General features: G+C 38.7%; 12 protein-coding genes. 1 reads left to right on the forward strand and 11 read right to left on the reverse strand.

Features of this window, described 5'->3' with window-relative positions:
- Positions 1-6: 6 nt before the first annotated feature.
- On the reverse strand, positions 7-660 hold the full coding sequence (locus KHA88_RS18440) for an ABC transporter permease (protein WP_213099590.1): 654 nt from the start codon (positions 658-660) through the stop codon (positions 7-9).
- Entirely contained in the window at positions 657-1,787 is a 1,131-nt protein-coding gene (locus KHA88_RS18445) for a betaine/proline/choline family ABC transporter ATP-binding protein (RefSeq protein WP_213099589.1), read from the reverse strand. The genes KHA88_RS18440 and KHA88_RS18445 overlap by 4 nt, the downstream gene beginning before the upstream one ends.
- Positions 1,788-2,467: 680 nt before the next feature.
- Between KHA88_RS18445 and KHA88_RS18450 the strand changes: the two genes are divergently transcribed.
- Positions 2,468-3,685, forward strand: a complete 1,218-nt coding sequence (locus KHA88_RS18450; protein ID WP_213099588.1) for an MFS transporter — start codon at positions 2,468-2,470, stop codon at positions 3,683-3,685.
- A 106-nt stretch (positions 3,686-3,791) separates the two neighbouring features.
- Here the strand turns inward: KHA88_RS18450 and KHA88_RS21070 are convergent, their stop codons facing one another.
- The 9 genes from KHA88_RS21070 to KHA88_RS18495 all read right to left on the reverse strand — a co-directional run bounded on the left by KHA88_RS21070 (position 3,792) and on the right by KHA88_RS18495 (position 13,965).
- Positions 3,792-5,465: a methyl-accepting chemotaxis protein gene (locus KHA88_RS21070; protein ID WP_213099587.1), complete on the reverse strand. Its 1,674-nt coding sequence runs from the start codon at positions 5,463-5,465 to the stop codon at positions 3,792-3,794.
- Between the two features lie 314 nt (positions 5,466-5,779).
- Positions 5,780-6,841 (reverse strand): Gfo/Idh/MocA family protein, encoded by a 1,062-nt coding sequence (locus tag KHA88_RS18460; protein ID WP_213099586.1) that lies wholly within the window; start codon positions 6,839-6,841, stop codon positions 5,780-5,782.
- Between the two features lie 12 nt (positions 6,842-6,853).
- Positions 6,854-7,717, reverse strand: a complete 864-nt coding sequence (locus KHA88_RS18465; protein ID WP_213099585.1) for a sugar phosphate isomerase/epimerase family protein — start codon at positions 7,715-7,717, stop codon at positions 6,854-6,856.
- Positions 7,718-7,767: 50 nt separating this feature from the next.
- On the reverse strand, positions 7,768-8,748 hold the full coding sequence (locus KHA88_RS18470) for a Gfo/Idh/MocA family protein (protein ID WP_213099584.1): 981 nt from the start codon (positions 8,746-8,748) through the stop codon (positions 7,768-7,770).
- A 1-nt stretch (position 8,749) separates the two neighbouring features.
- Positions 8,750-9,751, reverse strand: coding sequence for a Gfo/Idh/MocA family protein (locus tag KHA88_RS18475; protein WP_213099583.1), 1,002 nt, complete (start codon positions 9,749-9,751; stop codon positions 8,750-8,752).
- 24 nt (positions 9,752-9,775) lie between these two features.
- Positions 9,776-10,750 (reverse strand): Gfo/Idh/MocA family protein, encoded by a 975-nt coding sequence (locus KHA88_RS18480; protein WP_213099582.1) that lies wholly within the window; start codon positions 10,748-10,750, stop codon positions 9,776-9,778.
- Positions 10,751-10,752: 2 nt separating this feature from the next.
- Complete coding sequence (locus KHA88_RS18485; RefSeq protein WP_213099581.1) at positions 10,753-11,580, reverse strand: sugar phosphate isomerase/epimerase family protein; 828 nt, start codon at positions 11,578-11,580, stop codon at positions 10,753-10,755.
- Between the two features lie 238 nt (positions 11,581-11,818).
- Positions 11,819-12,538 (reverse strand): LutC/YkgG family protein, encoded by a 720-nt coding sequence (locus tag KHA88_RS18490; protein ID WP_213099580.1) that lies wholly within the window; start codon positions 12,536-12,538, stop codon positions 11,819-11,821.
- The gene (locus KHA88_RS18495) at positions 12,535-13,965 is read right to left on the reverse strand and encodes a LutB/LldF family L-lactate oxidation iron-sulfur protein (protein ID WP_213099579.1); all 1,431 of its coding nucleotides are present in this window, start codon (positions 13,963-13,965) and stop codon (positions 12,535-12,537) included. Before KHA88_RS18495 ends, KHA88_RS18490 begins: the two co-directional genes overlap by 4 nt.
- Positions 13,966-13,968 lie beyond the last annotated feature (3 nt).

A 13,968-nucleotide genomic window follows, 5' to 3' on the forward strand; every position in this document is an offset into this window, starting at 1 on the left:
TTATCCTCACCTTAACCCTTCTGGTGTTGACCAGCGTTCCACTGAGCTCAGTACAATTTCAAGAATAACTGCCAGCAGGGCTGCAGGAATAGCACCCAGTAAAATGAGACCATCAATTCCACGGGTAATTCCTAAAAAGATGAAATCACCGAGTCCGCCAGCACCAATAAAGGCGGCCAATGTCGCAGTACCGACGTTAATTACAGCCGCTGTACGAATCCCAGCCATCATAACCGGAATGGCCAATGGAAGTTCCACCTTAAATAAAATTTGTCGGCTTGTCATCCCCATACCTTTAGCCGCTTCGGTTGTGGCCTTATCTACATCTTTAATCCCTGTGTATGTGTTACGGATGATTGGCAACAAAGAATATAAAAATAAAGCCGCAATCGCCGTTTTAATCCCTATTCCGAAGATAGGTATCATAAATCCGAGTAAGGCAAGGCTAGGGATTGTTTGCATGATCCCTGCTCCTCCCAAAACAACAGTAGTCAATGAAGGTACACGGGTAATTAAGATTCCAAAGGAAATACCAATAAAAATAGCAAGCAGCATGGAGAAAAAAACGAGCTGAATATGTGTAAATGTTGACATTAATACTTCTTGCCAACGCAATTGTGATTGTTGGATAAATTGTTCCCATATATTTAACTTATTCATTGGGCTACCTCCAACTCTGTCCACTGGCTTGATAATGCGGACAGCAAGGTTCCTCGTGTGACAACCCCGATTACCTTGTGATCTTTATCTACAATCGGGATTATCCCATTTGGTGCTTCATCCATCATAATAATGGCATCCCTTGCAGTTGCGGAATCGGATAAATATGGTTTAGGAGACAGCATAATTTCCTTAATATATTTCGTATCTTTCATCTTGGCGATTAAATCATGGGCTGGTAAAATACCCAATAGTCGATCATCTTCATCAACGATAATTAACGTGTTGACTTGGCGTTTACGCATAAATGAAAGGGCTCTTTCCGGAGAACGCTGAGGCAGGGAAGTTAAAACTTTTTCATTCATTACATCGGTAACAGGCATTAATTCCGGATTTTGCATAATCCGATGTTTACCGATGAACTCCTCTACGAAACCGTGGGCTGGTTCGTGTAATAACTTCTCAGGGGTATCTATCTGAAGTAATTTCCCATCTTTCATAATCGCTATTCTGTCACCAAGTTTTAACGCTTCATCCATATCATGAGTAACAAAAACAAATGTCTTCTTTAGTTTTTGATGTAAAGAAATCAATTCGCCCTGCAACTGATCCCTCGTAAGTGGATCCAGTGCACCGAACGGTTCATCCATTAATATCACACGAGGATTTGAAGCCAATGCTCTTGCAACCCCAACACGCTGTTGCTGTCCTCCCGATAACTCTTTCGGATATCGGTCACTGTAAACCTCTGGATCAAGCCCCACCATCTTCAAAAGCTCGTGTACTCTGTCATTAATTTTCTCTTTATCCCAGCCTTTAAGTTCAGGAACAATTGCGATGTTTTTTGCGATTGTGTAATGTGGAAAAAGTCCAATGTGCTGAATAACATAGCCGATATTGCGCCTAAGCTCGGCTGCATTCAATTTGGTGACATCATTCCCATCAATCGTAATCGTACCGCTCGTATGGGGGATCATCCGGTTAATCATTTTCATTGTCGTTGATTTTCCTGATCCACTCGGTCCGATAATAACAAGAAATTCTCCTTCCTGGATTTCAAAATTCACAGATGAAACAGCTTGAAATCCGTCATCATACACTTTACTTACATTTTCAAATTTGAGCATGTGTACCTCCATAAGATTTTTTGGCAAAAAAAAACCCTTTTTCACATCCAATTCCGAATAGGAAAAGGTAACCCTTTACAAAAGGTTCTTGTGAAAAAGCTTTATATAAAAAGTATACCTTAAGTTTAAATTTGTTACAAAGTGCACAATCTGTTCTTTATAGTGGTAATCCTCTTTATTCCTACAGGATATGTAAGAATGTGTATAGAAGTAGATAAATCCTCCTAGTTACTGCTTAAACCTCTCTTTATCTATCATAGGAAAGAGAATTTTCAGAATGAAGTGAGAGAAAAAGAAACATCACCTTTTATTATTGATTATTAAATCAACTAGACGATGAAGGGGTTCTACCTGCCTGTGGGCCTTTGCAAATCCTAGTTTTATCTATGATGTTTGCTCCTATAACTATGTAGTGAATTGAATTTCAATCCGTTAGATAAAGTGGTAAAACAACACAATAATTCGGGACTTTATGATTAGGTACTTTTTCATTTTCCCTATTGAAAAAATGTCGTGCGTCAGGTAATATATTTAAGTTATTATATAAGATATTTTCTATTGATTTTAGTACTTGAAGTACTATTTCTGTGGTTTTAGGAGACCTTCTATCCAGAAATAATGGATGGGAGTTTTTTATTTGTAAAAATCTCTATCTCAACTAATTAGAAAAGGGGAATGTTATGTCACAGTTATTGCGTAATCGCTTTGTGCAGGCGATCTTTATTTCATCATTATTTTTGCAAGCGGGCATTTGGGTGCGAAACTTCGCTGTCCTCTTGTTCGTCATGGAGAAAACGAATGGTGATGCTTTTGCCATTTCGATGATTTCCGTTGCTGAATTTGCACCAATCTTTATTTTCTCCTTTATCGGAGGTGCATTTGCTGATCGTTGGCGGCCAAAAAGAACAATGGTATGGTGCGATATTTTAAGTGCTGTTTCAGTATTCGCCATCCTTCTTACCCTTGTGTTCGGAACTTGGAAGGTAGTCTTCTTTGCCACCTTGATTTCCGCGATACTGTCACAATTCTCCCAACCATCTGGGATGAAGTTGTTTAAAATGCACCTCCCTCCTGAATTGATTCAGCAGGCAATGTCTATTTACCAAACGATATTTGCTATTTTTATGATATTAGGTCCAATGCTTGGCACACTTGTCTTCCAACAGTTGGGAATTAATATTTCCATTTCGATTACTGGTATTGCATTCCTACTTTCTGCAGCAGCTTTAGCCTTCATCCCTAAGGACCGGATGCCGGAAGAGAATAAACCAAAAACATCCATTCTCAAAGAAATGAAGGGCGGGGTCCAGTACGTACTGGCAAAAAAGGAATTAAAACTTCTTGGCGTTTGTTTTATGGCAGCTGGGCTTGCAATTGGCTTAATTCACCCTTTAAACATTTTTCTTGTAACAGAACGGCTAGGTTTAGCTAAAGAAAGCCTCCAATGGCTATTAATGGTGAACGGTGGTGGGATGATACTAGGTGGAGCAGTAACCATGATGTTTTCAAAATCAGTTCCACCTCAAAGACTGCTTGTGATTGGGATGCTCGCCAATGCAGTTGGTTTAAGTATTACAGGTGTATCCACTGTTCTTTGGATCACATTAATCGCGCAATTTATTAATGGCTTATTCATGCCTAGTATCCAAATCGGGATTAATACAATGATTTTGCAAAATACAAAAGCAGAATTCATTGGTCGAGTAAACGGGATATTAAGCCCGCTATTTACCGGATCCATGGTGTTAACGATGAGTATTGCTGGAACATTGAAGGAAATATTTTCGATCGTCACGATGTTTGAGGTTGCGTCCATCTTATTTATTATCGGGCTTATATTCATCTTGCCGATATATAACTTGAAAGCACCTCAGAATTTGGAAGGCGATGTAGTATAATCATTCTTCATTTAAAAAGACATCCTAACTCTTATTGGGATGTCTTCTTTTTTTGATAAGTATCAATATTTTGTTTTTCTGTAACAAAGGTATATGGTTACTATTCCTACACCGTAAATCTCCCAAGTACTTCCCTTAGCTTTTTAGACAAATCATTTAAAGCCTGTGCTTCATTTGCAACCTCATCTATAGAAGAGCTTTGTTCTTCTGCCGAGGCTGTTATTTGATCCATATTTCCAGCAATTTGTTGAGATATCGCAGCAATTTCCTCCATACCACTGACCATGCTGTGCATTTGGGTATTTACATCATGAGCAACACTTGATGAAGCTTTCGCTTCCATTAATACTTTTACTACTACAGCTACAATTTCGTCAAAAGAACGTTCGGTTTCATAAACCATCTTTATACTGTTTTTTAGAACTTCTGCACCGTTTGACATGGATTGTACAACTTGCCTTGTTTCTATTCGTATTTCTTCGATAATTTCTTGAATTTGCTTACCTGACTGCCCAGATTGTTCTGCTAGTTTCCTCACTTCCTTTGCCACTACTGCAAATCCCTTGCCGTGTTCACCTGCACTTGCTGCTTCAATTGCAGCGTTTAATGAAAGCAAATTGGTCTGATTTGCTATGTCACTAATTAAATTAACAATATTGTCAATTTGAGATGATTTCGCCTCTAATGCATAAATCCTTTCAGCCGTTTCACTTACTGCTTTTTGTCCAATGTTCATTTGTTCTACTGTTTTTCCGACTAATTGTTGACCTATATTTGCTTTTTGATTTGCCAAACTTGCAGAATTCTCAACACTTTTAATGGAATTCGCAACTTTGTCGACGGAATCAGATATGCTTGAAATAGTATCGGTACCTTTCATGGTAGTTTGAACTTGGTTATCCATTCCAATAGCGGATTCACCTACCGCACTAGCAATATGCTCTGATGCTAGCATGGAATCATGAAATGCCATGTTTAATTTTTCTGAGGTATCAGTTATGTATTTTGTACTTGTTTCCAAGTGCCCTATTAAAGTATTTAGACTGTCGACCATTTGATTAAAGCCTTCAGAAAGAGCTTCGATTTCCTTTGAGGATGAACGTAAATGGATCTTTGTTTGAAGATCGCCTCCTGCAACCTTTTCCATCGATTTCTTTAATAAATCAATAGGTTTAATGACCTTCCGAATAGTCAAATAACCAAGAATACTAGACACCATAATCGAAAATACAGTCATACCAATTGTGAGATTGCGATACATTTTTACAGGCTGTAAATATTCTTGGTTAGAGAGCGCTATCACATATATGGAATCATCCATTTCAATTTGATAGGAAAAGGAAATAGTCAGTCCCTTAACATGAAAAACACCTTGCTTTTGATCATAAATTCCTTTTATTTCTGAGGCAGAAAATGCCGGTAGTGGACTGTTAAAGCCATCAAATGCTTTGACACTTCCATCCTTTGTTATTTGAAATTGCATTGGATTTTGATTAGATTTTTTGTATATTTTTTCATTTTGACTAAGGGCATATGCAAGTTTTCTATTAAATTCCTTTTTTGTTGCAGTTGATTTAAGCATCGTTATTTTCTCTGTCATTACTTCTGCAGAAGACTGCAATTGCTGTTCAATCGAAGAAATGGTAAATTGCTTGTTTTTTTCATAACTGATGTACGCTATGATTACGGAAGATAATGAGATAACTAAAATAATCGGCAATACTAAAATTGTTTGGAGACTAAATCTACCTTGTTTAAATAACCCTTTTTGTGTTTTCACCTAATCCACTCTCTCTATTATTTCAGTTTAAAAATACCTATGATGAAATTCCTATAATAATCATTTAATCCTATTATTGTTAAAATAATATTTAGATGAAGTAAAGGTTATGTGTAGATTTGATTGAGGCTTAGAAGAAAATAAACACCTTGTTGTTTTTACCATAGAAAAAACGGATATTCATTTCCCCTTCGGAAATAAATACCCGTTTCTAAATCACGATAGTTTTTCTTTCCCTTCTTCGATTGATGAAAAAGTACAACCTCCCTCCTTTGCAAAATGCAGCGAATGCTTTGAAAGTAATTCAATCCTACTTAATCAAAATAAATTTCTTTCCCCTTTTCAGCCGATTCATATATTCCACACAAGATCTTCGTCATTTCAACACCGTCTTGTACTGGGCTTCGTGTTTCTTTTTCACCTAAGCATGTATCGATAAAGTGGTCAATTTCTGCTTGGAAACCTTGAACAAAATCAAAGGTCAAGCTATCTACTTGTGGAGTGATGTTTAATATTGTGTCGTGTTTTTCCGTAATGATGGAAAGTTCCGGCTCTAATTCTGCTCCACCCTTTGTGCCATATAGCTTCACAGCAATTTCATCTTTTTTCGCATGAAGCGTGAAGCTGACATCTACAAGTAAGGAAGCTCCGCCTTCGAAGCGAATCATCGCATTGGCCATATCCTCTACCGTATTTTTATCAGGATCATAATCTGCAGCTTGATAGAATGATAGATTTTTAATGTTCTTTCTATTACCTAGTTGTGAATAAGTGTTTCCACTAATAGATTTAACCTTAGGACGTCCCATCAAATACCAAAGTACATCGATGACATGGACACCGAGATCAATTAATGGACCACCACCAGATCTTTCTTTGTCAGAGAACCATCCACCTGGATTACCCAATCTCCGGATGCAAGTCGCTTTCGCGTAGTAAATTTCTCCAAGTTCTTTCTGATCAATAAATTGTTTAATGATTTGCGTGTTGGATGCATATCTTCTGACAAAGCCAACTTGAAGTGTTTTTCCGCTTCGTTTTACGGCCTCTTCAACTTGCAACGCCTTCTCAACACTTGTTGTAAGTGGTTTTTCCACTAATACGTTTTTCCCATGATCAAGCGCCGCAATCGCAATTTCTGCATGGGAAGTATTCCATGTACAAATACTTACAGCGTCAATCTCTGGATCATTCATCAGCTCATTGTAATCAACGTACACCTTACTTGCTCCATATTTCTCAGCCTTTTCTTTCGCTCTTTCTTCATTTAGGTCACAAATGGCGTAAATTTCTACTTTTTTATTATTTGCATATGATTGAAAATGCGCTTCAGATATAGAACCTGCACCGATAACACCTATTTTTAATTTAGCCATACTCTTTTCCCCCTACTCTTCATTAAATAATCTACGGACATTGTCTAATCCAATCCTTGAACCTTGTTTACATTCTTCTAGGCCTTCAAATTCAATTGAAATATAACCATCATAGTTTGAATTTTTAATAATTCTTACAATCTCTCTCATATCGATGTCGCCATGCCCAACGATTGCACCTCTTAAATAATTTCCACCCGTTGTTTGAAACCAACCTTCGCCTGGATTTTCATAGGAAGGACGAACATAAAAGTCTTTAAAATGGACCATGGAAGCTTGTCCTATATTTTTCTTAACTGCTGATACGGAGTCTTCATCTACACACATAAAGTTCCCAACATCGACAGTCGTTTTAAAATTGCTTCGATTTACTTCGGAAACGAGACGTAAAACACGATCACTCGCCTGTACATAAAAACCATGATTCTCAATGCTTGTTGTAATATCAAATTGTGCTGCATAGTCGGCAATTTGTTGGCATGCATCAACGAGAATTGGCAGGTCCTTTTCAAACTGGATGATAGATGCTTCTTCCCCTGCACGCCATGCAACATCGTGTCTCATCATCTTAACGCCCAATGCATTGGCGATATCTACTTGTTTCTTTACTCTTTCTATTTCCTGTTCAAATGCTTCTTGATCTTCAGTAATAAAATTTGCCCCTATTAAATAATGTGAAAGCTCAATTCCAACGCTTTGTGCTTTCTCTATAATTTCATTAATTAATTGAGGATTATCATCTAAGCTAAACCCTAAAGGCACAATCTCAATATGATCTGCTCCTTGATCTGCGACCCATTGAATCGCATCGATAATGGTCATTTCCCCAGAGTTGATTGCTTGATATAAACTGTATGAACTTAATCCGATTTTCATTTTTACACCTCGTATCTATGTAAGTAGCCTTAACAAGCGATTGGCTCAAATCATCTATTCAAAAATACGGTCTCTCTCTTTTCATCTGACTCATGCGCCGCCTTTACTACCTCCAATGTACGCAGGCCATCAGTCCCTGTAATTGACGGATTTCCGCCTTTTTTAACACATTTAATGAAGTCTTTAATCAGCCCTTCGTCCATGTCTTCAGAGAATGGAAGTTGCTCGATGCTACCCGCTCCGTCATTGTAGAAAAGGGTATGTTGTTTAAAAGCATCAACGGAAAGGTTTCCTTTTGTTCCAACAAAGTTAATAATTGCATCTCCCCATGTTGGGAATGTTTGCGGTCGTGACCAGCTTGGATCGATTGAAACGATGACTCCAGATTCAAGCTCCAATGTAACCATGCCGCAATCCTCAACGTCGATGTCGTAAAACCTTGTGTCTAATTCTGCATAGACACTCTTTACTTCATCTTTTAGGATCCATCTGATTAAGTCCATAATATGAACAATATGATCAGTTGCTGCTCCGCCGCCTGAAAGGTCCTTCTCAATGAACCATCCGCCCGGCATTTTTCCGTGGTTCGTACCACTGATAGCAATCACTTCTCCGATTGCTCCGCTTTCAATTAACTGTTTCGCTTTTCCTAAAACTGGAGCAAATCGAACAGGATATGCGACTTGAAGAATGACTCCTTCTTCTTCACATACTTTAATCATTTCTTTTGCATCTTCGATCTCCGTTGCAATTGGCTTTTCACATAATATATGTTTTTTCGCCCTTGCCGCTTGAATTACATGCTCTTTATGATTGGCATTCTCTGAACAAATGATCACAGCGTCAATGTCAGTATTTAAAAACTCATCAAAATCGGAAGTGAATTGACAATCAAACTTTGTAGCCATTTCTTTTCCACGTTGCTCGTCATTATCCCAAATATATGCAAGCTCAACTTCTGGATTGTTAACGATGTGCGTTGCATAACTAAGGGCATGCATATGGGCAAAGCTAATGATGCCGATTTTCATTTTATCTTCCTCCTTCTGTGAGTGTCACTGGTTGTCCCTCTTTTGCAGATCTTATAGCTGCTTGAGCAACTTTAATAGATTTAGCAGCTTCTTCAGCAGTGATGATTGGTTCTTCTTTGCCTAATAAACAGTTTACAAAATGTTCCAGTTGACGTTGATATGGATCTTTTTCAAGTACATTTCTTGGAACTTGTACTCCGGATTGATTACCTACTTGGGGACGAATTTGTACTTCCAAAGGATTACTCTCATTATGGTTGTACGTTATCATCCCTTTGTCTCCAGCCAGTTCAAAAGAAGCATGGAAGTTTGTCTCTGCCCATGAAAGCTCAACATAACAAATTGTTCCATCGGTCATTTTTAATGTAATAAAACCAAACTCCACATTGCCCTTTTCTTCCCTGCTTCGTTTAACACGTTTCGCCATAACTCTTTGCACATCGCCGAATGTCCATAATAACCAGTCAAGATCATGGATTCCAAGGTCGAGAAATAGCCCCCCGCTTCTTGCTTCATCCGCATACCATGAATCTCCATTTGGTGGATGCGGCACACCTCTTTTCATTCTTATGACACCTGGTTTTCCAATGGATCCATCAAGAATTTGCTGTCTTGCATTGGCGTACTCAGGAAAAAAGCGAAGTGTGTGACCTATATGCAATTGAACGTTATTCTCTTTACATACTAAGATTGCTTCTTCAGCTTCCTCAGCTGTTAAAGCTAATGGCTTTTCACAAATAACATGTTTTTTAGCATTTGCAGCTTCTTTAACTAGCTCGGAATGAGTGTCAGTTGGCGTACAAATATCAATGACATCAACGTCAGTGGCCGCAAGTAGCTCTTGAATACTTGTGTACGATTTGATTCCATATTTATTTGCCACTTCATCTAATCTAGTTTTATTCCTGGCGATAACGCCTACAACTTCAACGCCTTGTATTTTAGACCAAGAATCCAAGTGTCGTTGGCCAAGTTTTCCCGAACCAATTACTGCTATTTTCATCAACAATACCACCTCATACTCTATTTAATTAAACTCACCCATACGTACTGTTTCCCGTATTTTATTGGATTGATTGGCAGCAAGACTTACAGCCAGTGTTTTTAAACCCTCATCATAGGATGATAAAATTAAATCTTGATTATTTGTTCGTACCGCTTCAATGAAGATGCGATCTTGTTCCTCATAAAAATCAACATTCGATTTATAAATGGTTGTTTTATCTTTTTCAATGATTGATAGCGTCGTACCATTCAGCTCAATTCGGAAATCGCGTCCTAATATTTCCACACCCATACGATGATCATTTTGAGTAAAAGAACTGTCCAAGTGTCCTACTGCTCCAGACTCAAATGCAACATTGACGGAAGTGACATCGGGAATATCGACATTTTCAATATTTGACATCACTTGAAGTGACATATTTGCATGTACATCTTCAATATCACCTGCGAAGTAACGCATTGCATCGAGAATATGTGTAGATTGCTCAACTAGCTGCCCGCCTGATTTACTTTGAACCCGGTACCAAGGTGTTTCAACAAAACTAGAAATATAATGTCCGCGGACCATTGCAATTTTTTTATCTTCCAAATACTCTTTTGCTTTTTGAACAGTATCTAAATAGCGAAGGCAGTAGCCCGAAGCATTGATCACCCCCGATTCGCGGATGATTGCTGCTTTTTTCTTTGCCTTTTCAAGATCTAGCTCTAATGGTTTTTCAACTAAAATATGAATCCCTTTTTGCACTGCTTTTTCTTCAATCTCTCCATGGGCAAATGGCGGGACACTGACAAATAGTGCATCTAATTTTTCTTTTTCAAGCATTTCATCAAAGTCTGTATAAGCTGTTGCATTAAATGTCTCACCTTGTTTTTTGGCATTTTCTTCAGAAATGTCACAAACAGCGACGATCTCGGCATGTTCATTGTTAGAAATATTTTTCAAATGTACAGTCGCTATACCGCCTACACCAACAAAACCTACTTTTACTTTTTCCATCATTAGCGCCCCTTTTTTAAAATTACATCTAAATGACGTGCCGTGTCGTCTGCTAATGTGCTTGGGCATAAGGCATACGGAGATAATTCAGCAGTTAGAGTATCTTCATAGCCAATTTCATCAAGAGCCGCAATTACTGCTTTCCAATTTACATCACCAGCTAAAAGTGGAACAAAACCGGTGATATTACCGACTTTTGTACTAAAATCTTTGACATGTACCTTTAAGATTCTTTTACCAAGTATGCGTATCCATTGCTCTGGAAAACCAAATTGCAAAACATTTCCGACATCAAAATATGCTCCGACATAGTCCGACTCGAATTCATCGATATATGCCGCCATCTCTAACGGAGAAAGCAAAAATTTATTCCAGACATTTTCTATGCCGATTTTCACATTGTATTTTTTTGCTGTAGGGATCACTTGTTTAAGCGACTCAAGACTTCTGTTGTAACATTCTTCATAGGATACATGTTCCGAAACCGCTCCCGGTACAACCAAAATCGTATCCATTCCTATGTAACTGGCAAGCTCCAACATTTTCTCTACAACTGTTATTCCTTGTTTTCGAATATTTTCATCTGAGGAGCATAATGGCGTTTTCCAAAGTAGCGACGTCGATAAACTTCGAAGTTGCAATTGATACTTAGATGCGAGCGCTGCAATTTCTTCTGCTTGCTCCTTTGTGGTTTCCGTTGTTAGCCCTATCCCACCTTCTTCATTGAGATTAAGTTCCACTGCGTCAAAACCAGCCTGTCTACTATACTCAAAAATATTTTCAAGTGGTGTATTTTCGGGGTAACACCACTGATTAATTCCTTTAAGCATGACTTTCCTCCTTATATGATCTAGGTAAATATTAATGAAGCCAATCCTGTTCATTTTGATTGATAAAACTTCCAATTAACCTGTATGCGCTTGCATATTATACAAAAACATACTCATTTCACTAGTGGAGAAAAAGTAAGAAACCTCATAGTTGAAGATATCACAATATTCAAATGCAATTCAATGTTTTTTAGTCCCACGCCCTAATAGTTTTACAGCTCCCCCCTTCTCCATAGATCTATAAATCTTCCACCACAATATACGCAGCGTTTACTGGTCCATGTACCCCAACAACAAGATTCATTTCAATGTCTGCAGAGTTACTCGGACCAGTAATAAAATTGATGCAAGAAGCTAAGTGTTCGCCGTTTTTCGTTTTTTCCCTAATAATACGGGCTGCTTGGGTCATACGGGGAACGAGGGAACTTTTCGGAATAATGATCACTGATTTTAATGGTAAAAAGCTTACTGTCCTTCCTTTATCTTTGCTGCTGAATAAGACGGCAGTACCGGATTCAGCAAGGGTGATATCACTGATTGTAATTCCTATATTCGCTTTTTCTGCTAGTTTAATATTCTCTTCTTCCTTTGAGGCATCCCATTCATGGACTTCAACATTTTCCCCTGGCCATACTTTATTAAATAATGGTGATAGTCCGTATTCGTCAAAACGGGAATCCTTCCAGGTAACGATGGGACCTCCACCATATTCAGAAACAATATTTCGTACAGTTTCCGCCAAACCAGCTATATTTGTTTCAATAAGATCTGTGTGTATTTTTGTACATTGAGTTTTAAGGGCCTCAAGCAATTCATCCAAGTCAGCTTCTTTCAAAACAGCATCCTGTGGATTATAGCTCCACTTCGGCCTTTCAACTTTTGAGGGGAATTTATCCCTTCCTAATCGACCGGATATTTTGTTTAAGAAGGCCTCTCTATTTTGAATTGGTCCACTCATGACTGATCGCCTCCTTTTTTGTGATCTTTAAACCAATCTCGGAATCTCTCTTTATTAGGAGCAGGAAAATCCCTGATTTCTGTCCAAGCTTTTAATGGGCCAACTCCCTTGGTAATCTTATTTCCAGAAGTAAAAGGATTCATAGCTGTAGGTGCAATTTTTGATCCCATTTTATAAAGAGATGGTGAGGCAGCACCTAAACCGAAAGCTTTCATTGCCAGCTTTTCAGAGATTGGCGCTCTTCCTTCTTTTTCTACAATAACTTGGCGATGTTTATGCAGCAGGTCATGAAGTGGAATTTTTACCGGACAAGCCTCCGTACATGCGCCGCATAAAGTTGATGCATAAGGAAGCTCCTTGTAGTCATCATAACCTCCTAATAACGGTGAAAGGACTGCCCCGACTGGCCCTGAATAAATAGATCCGTAGGAATGACCGCCGACATGGCGATAAACAGGACATACATTTACGCAAGCAGCACAGCGGATACATTGAAGAATGGATTGAAACTCTCCGCCTAAAATATCAGATCTTCCATTATCTACAATGACTAGGTGAAAATCTTCGGGGCCGTCTACATCGCCCTCATCTTTTGCGCCAGTCAGGACCGTAATATAACTTGTCAGCTTTTGGCCAACAGCACTTCTCGTCAATAAGCCTACAAGGACTTCCATTTCTTCAAATGTTGGAACGAGCCTTTCCATTCCCATAACAGTGATTTGGGTTTTCGGCAGCGCTGTTACGAGATCAGCATTTCCTTCATTTGTCACCAAACAGATAGAGCCAGTTTCGGCAACGGCAAAATTACAGCCTGTTATTCCTACATCAGCAGTAAGGTATTCTTGTCTCAGCATTTCACGTGCGTGCCAAGCCAATTCCTCTGGTTTTTCGGTATGTTGATAGTCTAGTTTTTCGGTAAAAACATCCCTGATTTGCTCCTTATTCTTATGCAATGCAGGTGCAACGATATGTGAAGGTGGATCATGATCATCTACTTGAAGTATGTATTCTCCAAGATCGGTTTCAATCACTTCACATCCCGCTTCCTCCAAGGCAGCATTAAGGTTAATTTCTTCCGTGACCATGGACTTTGATTTGACAACTTTCTTAGCATTTTTCTTTTTGATTATACTGCGGATGTATTCATTAGCGTCCTCCGATGTCTCCGCAAAGAAAACATGGCCGCCTCTTTTCGCAACATTCTCGCTTAACTCAAATAAATAGTAATCGAGATTTTCCAAAACATGCTGACGGATTTCCTCTCCTAGTGAACGCCATTCTTCCCAGTTCCCCAGTTCTTTGGCTGCATCAAGCCTTCTTGTTTGAAGCCTTTCCTGAGCACTCGAAACGGCACCTCTCATAAAGGTATTATCGATCCCTGTTTCTACACGTTTTTTAAAATCGCCCGTATCAATTTTCATTGTCATGCT

The organism is Lederbergia citrea, from assembly GCF_018343525.1.
Lineage (GTDB): Bacteria > Bacillota > Bacilli > Bacillales > Bacillaceae_C > Lederbergia > Lederbergia citrea.